Origin of the sequence: Saccharothrix australiensis (assembly GCF_003634935.1) — a bacterium.
Taxonomy (GTDB): domain Bacteria; phylum Actinomycetota; class Actinomycetes; order Mycobacteriales; family Pseudonocardiaceae; genus Actinosynnema; species Actinosynnema australiense.
Genome location: NZ_RBXO01000001.1, coordinates 1,716,323 through 1,733,990, shown reverse-complemented (window position 1 = coordinate 1,733,990; position 17,668 = coordinate 1,716,323). Strand labels below are relative to the sequence as shown.

Genomic DNA, 17,668 nt, shown 5'->3' with positions numbered 1-17,668 from the left:
TGAACTGCACCAGTGGAGCAACGTTCGCCCACAGCCCATGCGAACGTCACTCGGGCACCGAACCTGGTGCTGTCCGGTCACCCTGGCTCGATGCCATAATGATCTTGAAAGTTCGGGGCCACGGGCCCTGGGGACACCAGTCCGCCTGGAGGAGGAGGATCGCATGACGACCCACACAGCAGGTGGAGCCGAACGACGAGGCGCCAAGGGCAAGTCCGGCGACGACCCGACCGACAAGAACCCGCAGTCGGCCGACAAGCCCACCCGGCTCAGCGTCAACATCAGCCCGGCCACCGAAGAGGCGCTCCAGATGATCGTCGATCGCGAGGGCATCACCATGACCGAAGCGGTCCGGCGGATGGTCGGGTACGGCAGGGTCCTCTATGAGACCGTCGCCGTGAACGGTGACGAAATCCTGCTGCGCCGCGACGGGGAAACCTCACGCATCATCATCATCTGACCTCGCGTCCCGAGGCCGCCCACATCCCGTCCGTCAGCTCCGCGCAGCGTTGCCGCCGCGCACTCGGTCTTCGTCGTCGAGCCGGACCGACACCCTTGCTCTCCACTCGCCTTCCCACACACTCGTCGTGTACCACGCACATCACCTTCAACCCGTTCAATGGGCCGCCTCAGGGCACCTCTGGTGTCGGGTTCACCATCGCGACTACCAACCACCACCCTGACTTGCTATTCCTTGGTGGGTTTGGTGTGCACCAAGTGCGACCATCTCCCACATGCTACCAACACGCTAGCAAGTCCGCGTTCGACCCGAACGCCGGGCGGTGCAATTCGAACGCCCAGCGGTCTGCCGAGTCCGCTGAACTGGACGGCACAACGCCTTGATAGGCCAAATGAGCGAACTCAAGCGACGTCATCGCAGCCATAGCCCGGCGAAAATACACGGTCGGTACCCGCATAACACCATCGGCTGATAGCGATGAACGTCGGGATGCTCGATCGTCATCCGTCGGGACTTGCGCGCTCAAGGCCGCCACATCCCTGATCACATGTCCGCCTGGAATGGAATACCGCCGACCGGCGGTCAGCGGTCCGCGGGCACCAGGGACAGCACCGCGCCGTCCGCCCCGACAAGACCGCCGGCCCCCTTCGCCACCACCCGCACCTCGACCTGTCGACCCGCCGCCGCGCCGGGCAGCCGGGCGAGGTCGGCGAACACCCGGTAGGGCGCGGTGTCGTCGGTGCCCAGCACGGTCCAGTCGGGCGCGCCCTCGGCCCTCGCCGCGAACGTCGCCTGCGCGAACGGCGCCGTGATCCCGTCCGCACGCAGCTCCACCCGCTCGTCCAGCGCGGTCCCGACCGGGGGCAGGACCAGGGTCGGCGTGGGCACGGCGGACGGCAGCCGGTCGGTGCCCCGGAGCACCACCACCGACAGCGGCGGCACCGTCACCCGCGCCCTGCCGCCCACCACGGGCGTCACCGAAGCCGCCGCCGGTCGCACCGGGCACAGGGCGGCACTGGCCGCCGGCACCTCGACCGACGCCGCGGACGTCCCGGCGTTGGCCACCACCAGGTGCTCGACCTGCTCGGCGGCGGCCACCCGGCTGAACGCCAGCACGTCGCCCGACGCGTACCGCAGGGTCTGGTTCCCGACGCGCCACACCGGATCGGCGTCGACGAACGACGCCAGGTCGCGCAGCTGCCGGTACAGCGGGTGGTCGGTGGAGAAGTTGTCCACGGCTCCCGTCCGGTCGCTGCCGACCAGGTCCTCCGCCCGGTACTCGGGCGTCTCGGACGCGAACATGTCCTGCCTCGCCGGCTTGTCGCCACCGCTACCGGCGAACCCCTGCTCGTCGCCGTAGTACACGACCGGGTTGCCGCGCCACAGGTGCATCAGCGCGTTGCCGAGTTCCAGCCGCTCCAGGAGTTCCGCCTCGCCCACGCCGGGCCGGTTGTGCCGCACCGCCCAGGCGACGCGTCCCAGGTCGTGGTTGCCCAGGAACGTCGGCAGCGACGAGGCGTTGGAGTCGGCGTCGGTGTACCGGTCGTCGGCCACCAGCACCTCACCCAGCCGCTCCGCGCCGCGACCGGACAGGAACGCCGTCGCACCGGCCTGGAACGGGAAGTCCAGCGCCGACTGGATGCCACCGGTGGTGGTGTAGCGGGACGTCACCGCCGGGTCGGCGTCGAACACCTCGCCGAACACGAAGAAGTCCTCCTTGCCGCGCTGCGCCGCGTACTCCCGCACGTGGGGCGCGAGCGCCTGCCAGAACCCGATGTTCACGTGCTTGACCGTGTCGACGCGGTAGCCGTCGATGCCGAGGGTGTCGATCCAGCTCGTGAAGATGCGCTTCATGCCCGCGACGACCGCCGGGTGCTCGGTCATCAGGTCGTCCAGGCCCGCGAAGTCGCCGTACTCGGCGGATTCGCCGCTGAACGTCGAGTTGCCCCGGTTGTGGTACAGCGACGGGTCGTTCAGCCAGGCAGGCGCCTTGCGCCCGCGCACGACCGGCGTGTACGGGCCGGTGAGCCGGGGGAAGTCCTCCCGCCCGGCGATGGCGGCGATGGCGACGGGGTTCCCGGACGGGTCGAGGTAGGGCGCGACGTCGGTCGGGACGTAGTCGTACCGGCCTTCGGCGTACTCGATGAGGTCGGCGGTGTGGTTGGCGACGATGTCGAAGAACACCTTGATGCCGCGCCGGTGCGCGTCCCGGATCAGCCGCCGCATGTCGTCGGTGGTGCCGAAGTGCGGGTCGAGCGAGGTGTAGTCGGTGGTCCAGTAGCCGTGGTAGCCGGCGGACGCGTCGGCTCCCGAGCCCTGCACCCAGCGGTTGCGGAACACCGGGGTCAGCCACAGGGCCGTGACGCCCATGCCGTCCAGGTAGTCGATCTTCCCGCGGAGGCCCTCCAGGTCGCCGCCGTGGTAGAAGCCCTTGTCCGACGGGTCGAACCCGGTGCGCGCCCGGTCCGTCGCGCCGGAGCGCCCGTGGTCGTTGCCGCGGTCGCCGTTGGCGAACCGGTCGGGCAGGACGAAGTAGAACCGCTCGCCCGTGAGGTCGTCGCGCAGTGCGTCTCGGGCCAGCGCCCGGTCACCGGGCCGCGCACCGGGGGCGAGGTCGACCACCGCGCCCACCGCGAGGCGCCCGCCGGGCGACGGCTCCCCGGACGCGGGCACCACCGACACCGCTGTCGCCGGGACGACCAGTCCGACCAACAGCGTGACGACGAGACCCACGCGACGGCGCATGGCGACCTCCTTGTCGCGAGGACCTGCGAGCCCCGCCCGACCGGAACCGGGCGGGGCCAACGGAACCACGACGATCTCCGGTCGACAAGCCCCCGGAGCCCAGCCCTACCGGCGCTGGGGCTGCAACGTCTTCGACCACAGCGACGCGCCCGTGGCGTCGCGCAGCCACACGGTCAGCTCGCCGTCACGCGTCACCTCGACCTCGCCGAAGTGCTGGAACCCGTCCAGCGGCGAGGTGTTCGCCGCCGGCGGCGCGTGCACGAAGACCGCCTCCGGCCCGAACGTCGGGTCCAGCGCGTTGGGCCCGAACGCGCCCGCGTGCAGCGGCCCGGACACGAACTCCCAGAACGGGTCGAAGTCCGACACCGCCGCCCACTCGGGCGAGTAGTGGTGCGCCGCCGTGTAGTGCACGTCGGCGGTCAGCCACACGGTGTTGCGCACGCGCCGCCGCCGCAGTTCCCGCAGGACCCACGCCAGCTCGTGCTCACGTCCGCCGGGAGCGCCCGGCAGGCCGTTGGCGACGCCCTCGATGCCGGCGCCGTCCGGCACGGTGAGGCCGATGGGCAGGTCGGTCGCGATGATCTTCCACGTGGCGCGCGAGCGGTCGAGCGAGTCGACCAGCCAGCGGGCCTGCCGCTCCCCCAGCACGTGACCGACGCCGTCGCGCGGGGCGTCGTTGGCGTCCTTGTACGACCGCATGTCCAGGATGAACACCTCGACGTGCGACCCGTAGGCGAACTCGCGGTAGACGCGCCCGTCGACGGCCTGCCGCGGGTCGATGGGCTGCCACTCGTGGAACGCCCGGAACGCCCGCGCCGCGAGCACGTCCACCCGCTTCTCCGTGTACTGAGGCAGGTCCAGTGTCAGTTCAGGGTATGTGCATGCCCTGCGGTGACCAGGCAATCGCGCTTCCTGGCCAGGACACTCATCCGGTGGAAATCTTCCGATCGCCTGATCACACCGATGGGGTGCGGCTATAACCGACGCATGGCGGAGCCACGTTGGGACGGGCTGCTGAACGGAGATCCGGGGCAGGCCGAGCGCAGCATCGACGACTGGGTCGAGGGAATGCGCAGCCGGGCCGATCGCCTGCAGGCGTTGCGCGACGAGGTGGAGCGGATCCGGGTGACGGAGACCAGCTCCAACGGCGCGGTTGTCGTGACCGTCGACTCCACTGGCTCACCGGTGGAGGTGCGGTTCACCGATCGGGCGGTTTCGGTGCGCCCCGACGACCTCGGTCCGCTGTTCATGAACACCCTGAAGGCCGCTCGCGCGCGGATCGCCGGTGAGGTCCGGGCCGCGACGGAGGCACAGGTGGGCGACGACCTGCCGGAAACCCGTCGGATGGTCGTGGACGCGTACCGCGATCGGTTCGGTGACGCTCCGCCGCCCGCACCACGGACCCCCCGGCGCGATGACGACGACTTCGGCGACGACTCGTACCTGAGGTGAAGGAGGCGCAGTGGACGGATACGACGTTCTGCCCGATGAACTGCGCGCGCATGCCGTCAGGCTCGAGGCACTGGCCGAACGGCTGGGTGAGGCGGTGCACGCCGCCCGCACGGTCAGCATGGCCGACGGCGCCTACGGACAGTTGTGCCAGTTCCTGCCCTCGGTCATGCGCGGCATCGAGGATCAGGCCAGTGAGGCGTTGACCGCCGGTACCAAGGGAATGGCCGACATCGCCACCCAGGTGAAGTACACGGCCGATGAGTACGAGCAGCGTGAGGACGACGCGGCCGTCACCTTCGGGAGCTTGCGGTGACCGACACCAATCCCCTCATCGCGCCGGTCCAGGACAGCACGCGGTGGTACTCCGGCATCGGGATCGCCGAGTCCGCCGCCGACCTCAAGTCCGGCATCGAGAGCGGCAACTGGATCGACATCGGCATGGGTGTCGCGGGTGTCGGGCTTGAGGCGCTGAGCATGGTCGTCGACCCGCTGGGCTCGCTGCTGTCGGCCGGAGTCTCGTGGCTGATCGAGCACGTCAAGCCGTTGTCCGACGCGTTGGACTGGCTCGCGGGCAACGCCGACCTCGTCGCCTCGCACGCGGCTACGTGGAAGAACGTCGCCAAGGCCGTGGCCGAAGTCCGTGACGACTACACGCGCGACGTCGCCAACGACACCGCGGGATGGCAGGGGCAGGCGGGGGATGCCTACCGGGCCGCCGCCGGGAACACCGCCGAGGTGTTGGGTGGCGCGTCCACCGCCGCCGACGGGTTCGGCTCGGCCGTGGAGATGGCGGGCGTCGTGGTCGCCGTGGTCCGGGAGGTCGTGCGGGACCTGATCGCCGACCTCGTCGGACGGTTGATCGCCTGGGCGCTGGAGGTGGCATTCACGCTCGGTCTGGCCACACCTGTCGTGGTCGCGCAGGCGTCCGCGGCTGTCGCGCGCTGGGGCGTGAAGATCGGCGACATCCTCAAGAAGCTGGTGCGCACGATCGGCAAGCTCGTCCCGCTGCTGCGCAAACTCGGCGACGTGTTCGGCAAGGTCCGCAAGGTGCTGGACGACCTCAAGGCCCCGGCGCGATCGGGCGATGAACTCCCACGCCCCGGCCAGACCGGCGGCGCGCGACCGGTGGACGACGGGTCCTTGCGCGCCTACGACCGCATCGACCGCTGGTCGGAGAACGCGTACCAATCGATCCGCGGGTCCGATGACATCGACGACGTCGCGGGCCATGTCGCTGATGTGCCGCGGGTCGGGGGCGGCACCGGGTTCAGCCGAGCCGAGATCGAGCAGATCAAGAACCACGTGTTCGAGGACCTGCACCCGCTTGAAGGCGTCGACGGGGGCACGGTCATGGCCCGCTTCGACCCGAACCCGGACATGGCGGAGGCGTGGCTGAGGCTGCGATCGGGACGCGCGCAGCCCTCGGACATCGCCCTGCTCGAACACGAACTCGCCGAGGCGCGATACTGGCAGCAGAACCCGAACGCCTCGTACCGGGACGCTCACGCGGCGGCCAACGACGTGTCGCGGTGGGAGACCCAGATCCCGCCCGCGTCCGATGAGGACTACAGCAAGCCTTGGAGGTGATCGCGTTGGCGATGCTCGTGTACTTGCACAAGGAGAACGAGACCGAAGCCGAGGCGCGCTACCGGTTCCACACCGACGGCGGGACGGAGCGGTACCTCGTCCTGGACAAGCGGTCGGAGACCATCACGCCCGACGACGGCAACCGCGACGGCGTGTTCCGCGCGGCGGCGGGCAAGCTGGCCAGGGCCTGGCTCGACACGAAGGCCGCGCCCGACCGGCTGATCCACCAGAGCTGACCGCGTCGGCGGAGCTTGGTCAAAGAGGTAGTGATCAATCGCGTGTTACTGTAACCCCGGTAAGCGGTAGTCCGGGATCTCGCCCAGGTACCGGTTGTTGACCACCTCGTGGTCGTCCCACTGCACGAACGCGGGCACGTCGGCGGCGAACGACCGGAAGTTCGGGTCGACCAGGTTGTACGCGAACTGGCCGCGGTACTCGTCGAGCGTCTCGGCGACCTTCAGCTTCTCCGGCGTCACCACGTTGCGCCAGATCCGCCCGTCGGGCAGCGCGACCGTCTCCTGCATGGGATTGTCGGCGTACACCGTGTCGCCGCTGTGCAGGAAGCAGTCCGGCCGGTGCCGCCCGTCGACGGCGTGAGCAGCGGGCCGCGCAGCCCGCGGGCGTGCCGGAACGACGGGTCCGACGCCACCTCCACGAGCATCCGCGCCGGCCGGTCGGACCGCGTCCACACGAGCCCGCCGTCGAACGTCACGTCGCCGGACTGCACGCCGTGCGTCAGCACGGGCCGGCCGGACGCCGCCTGCGCGACACCGGGCGCGAACGCCGCGACCGTCCCGATCGCCCCGGCGCGCAGCAGCGTCCGCCGGTTCACCACACCTTCGGTCATGGCGGGCTTTTAGCCGCCGAATCCGAACTCGCGGTGAACTGGACCTGCTGCCCCGGCAACCGACTCCCGGCCATCCGTCGCGCCACGTCGCGACCCGCCGATGACCCGTCAGCCCCTGCCGTACTCGGCGTCGCGGCGGCGCGTGAGCCCTGCGGCATGCGGTTCGTCGCAGGTGTGGCCCGGCAGCTCAACAGGGCGCGTAGGAGTCGGCCGATGCGCCGGGACCGGGCGGCACCCGGCGGTGCGCGGCCCCTGCGCCGGTGTCCGGCAGCAGCGGCCAGGACTCGGCGCGTGCCCGGATGCCCGCGATGCGGTCGCGCAACCAGTCGACCTGCGCGCGGTCGCCGCCGTGCGCGATCAGCTGCCCGAGCTTCCGCTCCTGCCGCGCGGCGTAGGCGTTCTCCTGTTCCCGGTACCAGTCCGCCTGGTGGCGGTGCAGCACCCTCGGGTCCAGCAGGCCGACCGCCTCGGGGTAGCGCTTGGCCATCGCCCAGGCCAGGCGGGCCGCGGCGATCGCGTCACCGTCACTGGTGTGGGCGCCCTCCAACCGCACGCGGTAGTGGGCGCACACGTCGGCGAGGGTGCGCTTGTCCTGCCAACCGCTGACGGGGCGCAGGCGGCGATCGATGCACAGCGGATCGACCACCGGCCCGCTGAGCGGGAGGCCGCGACCGTGGTGGCGACGCAGTTCGGCGTCGAGCATGGTCAGGTCGAACGCGGCGTTGAACGCGCACAACGGCGTGTCGGCGGTCCACACCCCGGCCAGGTGCCCGGCCACTTCCGCGACGACGTCCGGAGCCGGGCTGCCTTCGCGGCGGGCGTGGTCCGTGCTGATGCCGTGGATCGCGGTCGCCTCGACGGGGATGTCGACACCGGGGTCCGCCAGCCAGGTGCGTGTGGTCACCTCGGGCCTCGCACCGGGCACCCGCACGGTGATGGCGACCACCGCGGCGGTCACGATGCGGTCCCGGTGGGGGTTGGTGTCGGTGGTCTCCAGGTCCAGCGCGATCATGGACCCTAACGCCCACGACTGCTCGCGGTTGCTCATGCGCGCGAACGTAGCGGCGGAGACCGATGACCCACACCGCTTGAGTGCGCGTAAGCCCTTGATCGTGACCTGCGCTCGGCGACCGCGGTCGCGCCGCGGGCTAGGTCTGCTGGCTGGGCAACCGGCCCTCGGCCATGCGTCGGGCCACGTCGCGGCGCAACCACAGCAGGTAGCACCACACCAGGGTGAACAGCACCCCGATGACGCCCAGCGCCGTCAACGCCACCCACGAGGCGATCATCACCACGTGCACGGCGGCGATCACCCACACCGCCCACGGGCGCTTGAGCAGCGCGCACGTCCCGATCAGCGCCACGATCAGCCCCAGCACCAGGTACCCGGTGCCCGTGCCGATGCCGTCGCCGAGCTTGGCCACCACCGGCAGCGCCAGCGCGACGACGATCACCTCCAGGATGAGCGTCCCGGCCATGATGCCCCGGAACGACTTCATCGGGTCCTTCCTCGGCGCGGGCGCGGTCACGACGGCTCCTTGCCGAACAGGGCCCGCGCCTCGCCGGCGGTCACCACGGACCCGGTCACGACCACACCGCCGCCGGACACCAGGCCACCTTCGTCCTCCTCCTCGGCCAGCCGCACGGCCTCCTCGATCGCGTCGTCGAGGTGCGGTCGCACGACCATCCGGTCCTCGCCGAAGATCGGGATCGCCACGCCGGCCAGCAGGTCCGGGTCCATCGCGCGCGGCGACGAGTTGGCGGTCAGCACGACCTCGCCCACCACCGGCTCCAGCGCTTCGAGGATGCCGACGGCGTCCTTGTCGTCCATCACGCCGACCACCGCGACGAGCTTGCGGAACGCGAACTCCTCGTCCAGCGCCTTCGCCAGCGCCTGCGCGCCGTGCGGGTTGTGCGCGGCGTCGACCAGCACGGTCGGCGCGGACCGCACGCGCTCCAGCCGGCCCGGCGACGCCACGCCGGCGAACGCCTCCCGCACCGCCTCCACGTCGAGCTGCCGGTCGGCGCCCGCGCCGAAGAACGCCTCCACCGCCGCCAGCGCGAGCGCCGCGTTCGCGGCCTGGTGCGCGCCGTGCAGCGGCAGGAAGACCTCGTCGTACACGCCGCCGAGCCCCTGCAACCGCAGCAGCTGGCCGCCGACGGCGACGTCGCGCCGCAGCACGCCGAACTCCGAGCCCTGCCGGGCGACGGTGGCGTCCACCTCGGCGACCCGCCGCAGCAGCACCCGCTCGGCCACCGGGTCCTGCTCGGCCAGCAGCGCGACCGCGCCGGGCTTGATGATCCCGGCCTTCTCGGTCGCGATGCCCTCCAGCGACGAGCCGAGGTAGTCGACGTGGTCCACGCCGATCGGCGTGATCACCGCGATCTTCCCGTCCGCGACGTTGGTGGCGTCCCACCGGCCGCCCATGCCGACCTCGACGACCGCCGCGTCCACCGGGGCGTCCGCGAACGCCGCGAACGCCATGCCGGTCAGCACCTCGAACTTGCTCAGCGGCACCTCGCTCCGACTGTCCACGATGGACACCAGCGGCTCGATGTCGCGGTACACCTCGACGTAGCGGGACGGGCTGATCGGCACGTTGTCGACGTTGATCCGCTCGGTCACCAGCTGGAGGTGCGGGCTGGTGTAGCGGCCGGTGCGCAGGCCGACGCGCGTGAGCAGCGCGTCGACCATGCGGGACGTCGACGTCTTGCCGTTCGTGCCGGTGATGTGCAGCACCGGGTACGAGGTCTGCGGGTCGCCCAGCAGCTCGACGAGCGCCTTGATCCGCTCGACGCTCGGGTCGAGCTTGGTTTCGGGCCAGCGCTGGTTCAGCTCCGCCTCGACCTGGCGCAGCTCCTCCAGCGGATCGGGCGCGTTCACGACCGCGGCAACGCGTCGAGGCGGGCCTGGATGCGCCCGACGTCGGCGATCGCCGCCGCGAGCCGGGCCCGGATCTTGGCCACCACCTCGGCCGGGGCCTTGTCGGTGAAGGCGGGGTTGCCGAGCTTGCCCTCGCACTGGGCCCGCTCCTTCTCCGCCGCCGCCAGGTCCTTGGCCAGGCGCTTGCGCTCGGCGGCCACGTCGATCGCGCCGGACAGGTCCAGCTCGACCGTCACCGCGCCCGCGGGCAGGCCGACCTCCAGCGACGCCGACGCCGTCCAGTCCTCGCCGGGTTCGGTCATCCGGGTCAGCGACCGCACGGCGGGCACCTGCTCGGCCAGGTCGGCGCAGCACGCGCCGCGGACCTTGCCCGCGACCTTCTGGGCGGGCTTGAGGCCCTGGTCGGCGCGGAACCGCCGGATCTCCGTGACCAGCTTCTTCACCCCCTCGATCCGGGTCGCCGCCACCTCGTCGGGCGCGTCGCCGCGCGCGCGCGGCCAGTCCGCGACGACCAGCGACTCGCCGCCGGTCAGCGTCGTCCACAGCGCCTCGGTGACGAACGGCGTCAACGGGTGCAGGAGGCGCAGCAGCACGTCGAGCACGTGCCCGAGGACGGCCTGCGTCGCCTCGGCCCGCGCACCGCCCTCGGCCAGCTGGACCTTGGCCAGCTCCAGGTACCAGTCGCAGAACTCGTCCCACGTGAAGTGGTAGAGCGCCTCGGACAGCTTGGCGAACTGGAAGGTCTCGAAGTGCCCGTCGACGTCCGCGACGAGCCGGTCGAGCAGGTCGAGGACCCAGCGGTCGGCGTCGGTCAGCTCGGCGCGCGGCGGCACCGGGCGGTCCACCGTCGCGCCGTTGCCCAGCGCGAACCGGGTCGCGTTCCACAGCTTGGTGGTGAAGTTGCGCGAGCCGGCGGCCCACTCCTCGGCGACCACCAGGTCCGAGCCGGGGTTCGCGCCGCGCAGCAGCGTGAACCGGGTGGCGTCCGCGCCGTAGGAGTCCATCCAGTCCAGCGGGTCGATGCCGTTGCCGCGCGACTTGGACATCTTCTTGCCGTGCTGGTCGCGGATCAGGCCGTGCAGGTACACGTGGTCGAACGGCTGCTTGCCGTCCATCGCGTACAGGCCGAACATCATCATCCGGACGACCCAGAAGAACAGGATGTCGTAGCCGGTGGACAGCACGCTGGTCGGGTAGAACTTCGCCAGGTCGCTGGTCGGCGTCGGCCAGCCCAGCGTGGAGAACGGCCACAGGCCCGACGAGAACCACGTGTCCAGCACGTCCTCGTCCTGCGTCCAGCCCTCGCCCGGCGGCTCGTCGTCCGGGCCGACGCACATGACCTTGTCGTTCGGCCCGTACCAGACCGGGATGCGGTGGCCCCACCACAGCTGGCGCGAGATGCACCAGTCGTTGAGGTTGTCCACCCAGTCGAAGTAGCGCTTGGCCAGCTCCGGCGGGTGGATCGTGGTGCGGCCGTCGCGCACCGCCGCCGCGGCCTCGCGGGCCAGCGGCTCGACCTTGACCCACCACTGGAGCGACAGGCGCGGCTCGACGACCGTGTCGCAGCGCGAGCAGTGGCCGACGGAGTGCGTGTAGGGCCGCTTCTCGGCGACGATCCGGCCCTGCTCGCGCAGCGCGGCGACCACGGCGGGGCGCGCCTCGAACCGGTCCAGGCCCTCGAACGGGCCGTGCGCGGTGATCACGCCCCGGCCGTCCAGCACGGTCAGCGCGGGCAGGTCGTGCCGCCTGCCGATCTCGAAGTCGTTCGGGTCGTGCGCCGGGGTGACCTTCACCGCGCCCGTGCCGAACTCCGGGTCGACGTGCTCGTCGGCGACGACCGGCACGAAGCGGCCGGTCAGCGGCACCTCGACCTCGGTGCCGATCAGGTGCCGGTACCGCTCGTCCTCCGGGTGCACGGCCACCGCCGTGTCGCCCAGCATGGTCTCCGCGCGGGTGGTCGCGACGACGATGGAGTTCTCGCCGGAGCCGTAGCGGATGGAGACCAGCTCGCCCTCGTCGTCGGAGTGGTCGACCTCGATGTCCGACAGCGCCGTCCGGCAGCGCGGGCACCAGTTGATGATGCGCTCGGCGCGGTAGATGAGGCCGTCGTCGTACAGCTTCTTGAAGATCGTCTGGACGGCCCGCGACAGGCCCTCGTCCATGGTGAACCGGAGGCGGTCCCAGTCCACGCCGTCGCCGAGGCGGCGCATCTGGCCGAGGATGGTGCCGCCGACCTCCTCGCGCCAGCGCCAGACCCGCTCCACGAACTCCTCGCGGCCCAGGTCGTGGCGGGACAGGCCCTCGCCGGCGAGGGAGCGCTCGACCGCGGTCTGCGTCGCGATGCCCGCGTGGTCGGTGCCCGGCAGCCACAGCACCTCGTAGCCCTGCATCCGCCGGCGGCGGCTGAGCGCGTCCATGATGCTGTGGTTGAGGGCGTGGCCCATGTGGAGGCTGCCGTTGACGTTCGGCGGGGGCAGCACGATGGTGAACGGCGGCTTGTCGCTGCCCGCGTCGGCCTTGAAGTACCCGCGCTCCACCCACCGCTCGTACAACCCGGCCTCTACCTCGGCCGGGTTCCAGGCCGGCGGGAGTTCGGTGCGCTGGGGTGTGGTGGGCGTTTCAGTCACGTGGGGAGTCTACGGAGCCTCGGGCATCGACTTCGAACCAGATACCTGGTAGCGCGTCGTCCGACCGGGCGGCCGGGCCACCTCGCCGTCGACCCCTCCGGTGGCCGCGCCCGTGCGGGGTGCGCGGGTCCGCGGCGCGCCGTCGCCGGTCCGGCCGCCGCCGGGGTTCAGCCGATCGGGTGCTCGCGGGGCGGACCACCGGCGAGCGGCTGCCGTTCGCGGGCGGACCGGCCCCGGACGGGGGGGCGGACCGGACGGCGGGCGGACCGGACGGCGGTGGTCCCGCCCGGTCCGAGGTCACCCGTTCAGCCGATTCGGCCGGGCAGTGGCCGCGATCACAATTGACGTTGATCGCCGGTCGTCGCAGGGGGAACACCGGGTCCACGGGCCGTACTCAACCCCTTGGGGCCCGTGTCAGCGGTCCCTCCCCTCCTGTCGCCGCCGGTCGATCGCGGTACCGCTGGCGCGCTCGCGCGGGGCGCGCCAGCGCACGCGGGACCAGCGCACAATGTCGGTCATGAGCAAGCCACCCGAGCAGGACATCGACGAGTCCCGGATCGACGTGACCGAGCCCAAGCGGTGGGCGGCGGGCATCCCCGGCGTGGCCGTGTCGCTCCAACGCGGCGTGGAGCAGATGGGCGCGGCCCGCACCGTGACCACGTTGCGGCTGCTCAACCAGCGCGAGGGGTTCGACTGCCCCGGCTGCGCGTGGCCGGAGCCGCAGGGGCACCGCAAGCTCGCCGAGTTCTGCGAGAACGGCGCGAAGGCGGTCGCCGAGGAGGCCACGCTGCGCCGGGTCGGGCCGGAGTTCTTCGCCGCGCACCCCGTCGCCGAGCTGGCCGGGAAGACCGACTACTGGCTGGGGCAGCAGGGCAGGCTGACCGAGCCGGTGGTGCTGCGCGAGGGCGGCACGCACTACGAGCCGATCTCGTGGGGCGACGCGTTCTCGCTCGTCGCCGGGAAGCTCGCCGGTCTGGCCCACCCCGACGAGGCCGTCTTCTACACCTCGGGCCGCACCAGCAACGAGGCCGCGTTCCTCTACCAGCTGCTGGTGCGCTCGTTCGGGACGAACAACCTGCCGGACTGCTCGAACATGTGCCACGAGTCCTCCGGCGCGGCGCTGTCCGAGACCACCGGCATCGGCAAGGGCTCGGTCGGCATCGACGACTTCCCGCGCGCCGACCTGATCGTGGTGGTGGGCCAGAACCCCGGCACCAACCACCCCCGGATGCTGTCCGCGCTGGAGGAGGCCAAGAAGGCGGGCGCGCGGATCGTCGCGGTGAACCCGCTGCCGGAAGCCGGCCTGCTGCGGTTCAAGAACCCGCAGAACGCCAAGGGCCTGGTCGGCGGAGGCACCCGGCTGGCGGACGAGTTCCTCCAGATCCGGCTGGGCGGCGACCAGGCGCTGTTCCAGGCGGTGGGCAACCTGCTGCTGTCGTGGGACGCGGTGGACACCGGGTTCGTCGACGGGTACACCGCCGGGTTCGCCGAGTACGCCGCGCACGTGCGCGAGCTGGACTGGGCCGACGTGGACGCCGCGACCGGCCTGCCGCGCGCGCAGGTGGAGCGGTTCGCCCGGCTGCTGGCCGGGTCGGAACGCACCATCTTCTGCTGGGCGATGGGGCTGACCCAGCACCGGCACTCCGTGCCGACCATCCGCGAGATCGCGAACGTGGCGCTGCTGCGCGGCATGATCGGCAAGCCGGGCGCGGGGCTGTGCCCGGTGCGCGGCCACTCCAACGTGCAGGGCGACCGCACGATGGGCATCTGGGAGCGGATGCCGGAGCAGTTCATGGCTGCGCTGGAGGCGGAGTTCGGCATCACCGTCCCGCGCGAGCACGGCTTCGACACGGTGGCCTCGATCCGGGCCATGCGGGACGGCCGCGCCAAGGTGTTCTTCGCGATGGGCGGCAACTTCGTCGCGGCCACGCCGGACACGGCGGTGACCGAGCGGGCCGTGCGGTCGTGCGAGCTGACCGTGCAGGTGTCCACCAAGCTGAACCGGTCGCACGTGGTGCACGGGCGGACGGCGCTGATCCTGCCGACCCTGGGGCGCACCGAGGTGGACCTCCAGCACGGCGGCGAGCAGTTCGTGACGGTCGAGGACTCGATGTCGGTGGTGCACCGCTCGCGCGGCAGGCTGGCGCCGGCGAGCCCCCGGCTGCTGTCCGAGGTGTCGATCGTGTGCCGGCTCGCGCGGGCACTGCTCGGCCCGGAGCACCCCGTGCCGTGGGAGGAGTTCGAGAAGGACTACGACCTGATCCGCGACCGGATCTCCCGCGTCGTGCCGGGCTGCGCCGACTACAACGAGCGGGTGCGCCGCCCGGACGGGTTCGTGCTGCCGCACGCGCCCCGCGACGCCCGCGAGTTCACCGGGACGCGCACCGGCAAGGCGAACTTCGCCGCGCACGAGCTGACCGTGCCGCACGTGCCGCCCGGCCGGCTGCTGCTGCAGACCCTGCGCAGCCACGACCAGTACAACACCACGATCTACGGCCTGGACGACCGGTACCGCGGCGTGAAGAACGGCCGGCGGGTGGTGTTCGTGAGCCCGGCCGACCTCGACGAGCTGAACCTGCTCGACGGGCAGCACGTGGACCTGGTCAGCGAGTGGCCGGAGGACCCGACGGGCGTGGTGGAGCGGCGGGCCGAGCGGTTCCGGGTGGTGTCGTACCCGACGGCGAAGGGCTGCGCGGCGGCGTACTTCCCGGAGGCGAACTCGTTGGTGCCGCTGGACTCCACGGCGGAGGTCTCCGGCACGCCGACCTCGAAGTCGATCGTGGTGCGGCTGGAGCGGGCGGCCGGCTGACCCGTCGGCGGCACCGCCGCGCGGGCGGGAGGCGGCCGGACCCGCCTCCCGCCGCGGGTAACGCCCACGCCCGTTCCGGCGACCCTCCGACGAGGGACTTGGAGGGACCGGTGACCATCAGGATGGCGCTCGTGGCCGCGTGCGGGCTCGCGCTGCTCGGCGGCTGCACCCCCGCGCCCGCGAGCGCGCCCGCGCCGAGCAGCGGCCCGTCGCCCGCACCGACCACCACCGCGACGGAGGTGGCGGGCATCAGCTGCGCGGACGCGCCCGAGGAGGTCGTCGGCGCGGCGCTGCGGCTGAACCTGGCGCACCCCCGCGAGACGATCGACGGGGCCGAGGTGCGCTGCCGGTACGCCGGGGGCGGCGCGGAGACCTCGGTCCGGTTCCGGGCCGGCGTCGACGCGGGCGCGTTCGCGCGCGGCCGGGAGACGTTCGCCCGCGGCGCTCGGCGGGTCGCGGACCTGGCCGGGTTCCACGACGAGGCGTACACCGGCACCCTGGGCACCGGCGAGGTCGTGCAGAACACCCTGGTGGCGCGCAAGGGGACCGTGGAGATCACGGTGACGTCGGGCGCGAACTTCGAGCAGGAGAAGCAACTCGTCACCGAGCTGTTCGGCCGCCTCTGACACGCGCACCGAATCCGCCCGTCCGGGTCCTCGGCAGCCCGACCCCGAGTCCACCGGCACCGAGCCCGCCGGCACCCGGTCCGCCGCGACCGGTGCTAGGACCGCGGGAACCAGCGCTCCAGCACCGCCTTCGCCGCGTTGTGCCCGCCGACGCCGCTGACGCACCCACCGCGCCGCGCGCCCGCGCCGCACACGAACAGGTTCGCCACCTCGGTCTCGACGCCCCACCGCCCGACCTCGTCCTCGTGCTCGGCGAACGGCCACTGCAGCTCGCCGTGGAAGATGTTGCCGCGCGGCAGCCCCAGCTCCGCCTCCAGGTCCAGCGGCGTCCGGGCCTCCAGGCACGGCCGGCCGTCGGCGTCCTTCGCCAGGCACTCCTCGATCGGCTCCTCGAGGTGCTCGTCCAGCGCCGCGAGGTAGCGGCCGACCAGCCGCTCGCGCAGCCCCTCGTTGTCCTCCTCGAACAGCGCGGCGGGCGTGTGCAGGCCGAACAGCGTCAGCGAGTGCCACCCTCGCCCGGCCAGGTCGCCGCCCAGGATCGACGGGTCGGTCAGCGTGTGGCAGTACACCTCGGCGGGCAGCGCGGACGGCACCCGGCCGTCGGCGCTCTCCCGGTAGGCGGTCTCCAGCTGCCCGTAGGACTCGTCCAGGTGCAGCGTGCCCGCGAAGGCGAGGGCCGGGTCCACGCCGCCGCGCAACCTCGGCAGCCGCTCCAGCAGCATGTTCACCTTGACCTGGCAGCCCTCGGCGACCGGGCGGCGCTCGACGCCGCGCAACGCGTCCAGCACGCGCGGCGCCACCCCGGACAGCACGAACCGCGCGCCGACCGTCCGGCCGTCGAACTCCACCTCGCCGGTGGACCCGTCGACGTCCACCCGCGACACCTCCGCGCCGGTGACGATCTCCGCGCCGGCCTCCCGCGCGACCCGCGCGAGCTCGTCGGTCACCGCGCCCATCCCGCCGACCGGCACCCGCCACTCGCCCGTGCCGTTGCCGATCACGTGGTACAGGAAGCACCGGTTGGCCTTCAGGTCGTGCAGGGACGCGTGCGTGCCGACCAGGCCGTCCGTCGCGACCACGCCGCGCACGACGTCGTCGGTGAACAGCTCCTCCAGCGTGGCGCCCAGCGGGCGCTCGAAGACCTGCTCCCACAGCCGCATCCGCGCCACCGCGTCGACCCGGATGCGGGCGTGCTCGCGGGACTCCAGCGGCTCCAGCAGCGTCGGCGCGAGCGCGCCCGCCAGCACACCCAGGTCCGCGTGCCAGCGCCGCCACCGCTCGAACTCGGCGTCCGACCCGGTCAGCGCGCGGAACGACGCGGCCGTCGCCTCGCCGGGCACGCGCTCCACCAGCAGGTCGCCCGCGGGCGTGTAGGAGGAGGCCGCCCGCGACCGCAGCGCCACCTTCAGCCCGAGGTCGGCGACGATCCGGTCGGGCAGCAGGCTCACCAGGTAGGAGTAGCGCGACAGCCGGGCGGGCACGCCGGGGAACACCTGTTCGCCCACCGCCGCGCCGCCGACGTGGTCGAGCTTCTCCACCACCAGCACCGAGCGCCCGGCCCTCGCCAGGTACGCCGCCGCGACCAGGGCGTTGTGCCCGCCGCCGACCACCACCACGTCGTAGGAGTCCAC

The 17,668-nt window shown here is 72.2% G+C and carries 13 protein-coding genes and 2 pseudogenes; 7 read left to right on the top strand and 8 right to left on the bottom strand.

The genetic code is table 11. From position 1 onward, the window contains the following. Window positions 1-163 precede the first annotated feature (163 nt). Entirely contained in the window at window positions 164-460 is a 297-nt protein-coding gene (locus C8E97_RS08170) for a hypothetical protein (protein WP_121003121.1), read from the top strand. Between the two features lie 582 nt (window positions 461-1,042). On the opposite strand, the gene C8E97_RS08165 is transcribed toward C8E97_RS08170, so the two are convergent. Then, window positions 1,043-3,205: an alpha-amylase family glycosyl hydrolase gene (locus C8E97_RS08165; RefSeq protein ID WP_121003119.1), complete on the bottom strand. Its 2,163-nt coding sequence runs from the start codon at window positions 3,203-3,205 to the stop codon at window positions 1,043-1,045. 105 nt (window positions 3,206-3,310) lie between these two features. After that, window positions 3,311-4,081: pseudogene (locus C8E97_RS08160) on the bottom strand (alkaline phosphatase D family protein); the annotation flags it as partial. Window positions 4,082-4,096: 15 nt separating this feature from the next. Here C8E97_RS08160 and C8E97_RS08155 point away from each other — a divergent pair. The 4 genes from C8E97_RS08155 to C8E97_RS08140 are packed head-to-tail and all read left to right on the top strand — an operon-like array spanning window position 4,097 to window position 6,480. Further along, the gene (locus C8E97_RS08155; protein ID WP_147455030.1) at window positions 4,097-4,657 is read left to right on the top strand and encodes a YbaB/EbfC family nucleoid-associated protein; all 561 of its coding nucleotides are present in this window, start codon (window positions 4,097-4,099) and stop codon (window positions 4,655-4,657) included. 10 nt (window positions 4,658-4,667) lie between these two features. After that, window positions 4,668-4,970 carry a type VII secretion target gene (locus tag C8E97_RS08150; protein WP_121003113.1) on the top strand — a complete coding sequence of 101 codons (303 nt, stop codon included), beginning with the start codon at window positions 4,668-4,670 and terminating at the stop codon, window positions 4,968-4,970. Further along, window positions 4,967-6,244, top strand: a complete 1,278-nt coding sequence (locus C8E97_RS34355; protein ID WP_170211691.1) for a WXG100 family type VII secretion target — start codon at window positions 4,967-4,969, stop codon at window positions 6,242-6,244. The genes C8E97_RS08150 and C8E97_RS34355 overlap by 4 nt, the downstream gene beginning before the upstream one ends. 11 nt (window positions 6,245-6,255) lie before the next feature. Continuing rightward, entirely contained in the window at window positions 6,256-6,480 is a 225-nt protein-coding gene (locus tag C8E97_RS08140) for a hypothetical protein (RefSeq protein ID WP_147455029.1), read from the top strand. A 69-nt stretch (window positions 6,481-6,549) separates the two neighbouring features. On the opposite strand, the pseudogene C8E97_RS08135 reads toward C8E97_RS08140, so the two are convergent. The 5 genes and pseudogenes from C8E97_RS08135 to C8E97_RS08115 all read right to left on the bottom strand — a co-directional run. Next, a pseudogene (locus tag C8E97_RS08135) lies at window positions 6,550-7,091 on the bottom strand (alkaline phosphatase D family protein); the annotation flags it as partial. A 187-nt stretch (window positions 7,092-7,278) separates the two neighbouring features. After that, window positions 7,279-8,139 (bottom strand): exonuclease domain-containing protein, encoded by an 861-nt coding sequence (locus C8E97_RS08130; RefSeq protein WP_121003109.1) that lies wholly within the window; start codon window positions 8,137-8,139, stop codon window positions 7,279-7,281. A gap of 100 nt (window positions 8,140-8,239) precedes the next feature. Further along, entirely contained in the window at window positions 8,240-8,590 is a 351-nt protein-coding gene (locus C8E97_RS08125; RefSeq protein WP_121011070.1) for a DUF4233 domain-containing protein, read from the bottom strand. 26 nt (window positions 8,591-8,616) lie between these two features. After that, a complete protein-coding gene (gene folC, locus C8E97_RS08120) occupies window positions 8,617-9,975 on the bottom strand; it encodes a bifunctional tetrahydrofolate synthase/dihydrofolate synthase (RefSeq protein WP_121003102.1) in 1,359 nt (452 codons plus the stop codon). Then, entirely contained in the window at window positions 9,972-12,602 is a 2,631-nt protein-coding gene (locus C8E97_RS08115) for a valine--tRNA ligase (protein ID WP_121003099.1), read from the bottom strand. The genes folC and C8E97_RS08115 overlap by 4 nt, the downstream gene beginning before the upstream one ends. A gap of 508 nt (window positions 12,603-13,110) precedes the next feature. Between C8E97_RS08115 and C8E97_RS08110 the strand changes: the two genes are divergently transcribed. Together C8E97_RS08110 and C8E97_RS08105 are read left to right on the top strand one after the other, a co-directional pair. Further along, window positions 13,111-15,411 carry an FdhF/YdeP family oxidoreductase gene (locus C8E97_RS08110; RefSeq protein ID WP_121003097.1) on the top strand — a complete coding sequence of 767 codons (2,301 nt, stop codon included), beginning with the start codon at window positions 13,111-13,113 and terminating at the stop codon, window positions 15,409-15,411. A 110-nt stretch (window positions 15,412-15,521) separates the two neighbouring features. Continuing rightward, entirely contained in the window at window positions 15,522-16,037 is a 516-nt protein-coding gene (locus C8E97_RS08105; RefSeq protein WP_147455028.1) for a hypothetical protein, read from the top strand. Between the two features lie 95 nt (window positions 16,038-16,132). On the opposite strand, the gene C8E97_RS08100 is transcribed toward C8E97_RS08105, so the two are convergent. Next, a complete protein-coding gene (locus C8E97_RS08100) occupies window positions 16,133-17,668 on the bottom strand; it encodes a phytoene desaturase family protein (RefSeq protein WP_121003093.1) in 1,536 nt (511 codons plus the stop codon).

Coding starts and splice junctions, on each gene's coding strand:
- C8E97_RS08170 (WP_121003121.1), top strand. CDS start 164: ATGACGACCCACACAGCAGGTGGAGCCGAACGACGAGGCGCCAAGGGC.
- C8E97_RS08165 (WP_121003119.1), bottom strand. CDS start 3,205: ATGCGCCGTCGCGTGGGTCTCGTCGTCACGCTGTTGGTCGGACTGGTC.
- C8E97_RS08140 (WP_147455029.1), top strand. CDS start 6,256: ATGCTCGTGTACTTGCACAAGGAGAACGAGACCGAAGCCGAGGCGCGC.
- C8E97_RS08130 (WP_121003109.1), bottom strand. CDS start 8,139: ATGAGCAACCGCGAGCAGTCGTGGGCGTTAGGGTCCATGATCGCGCTG.
- C8E97_RS08125 (WP_121011070.1), bottom strand. CDS start 8,590: ATGAAGTCGTTCCGGGGCATCATGGCCGGGACGCTCATCCTGGAGGTG.
- C8E97_RS08110 (WP_121003097.1), top strand. CDS start 13,111: ATGTCGGTCATGAGCAAGCCACCCGAGCAGGACATCGACGAGTCCCGG.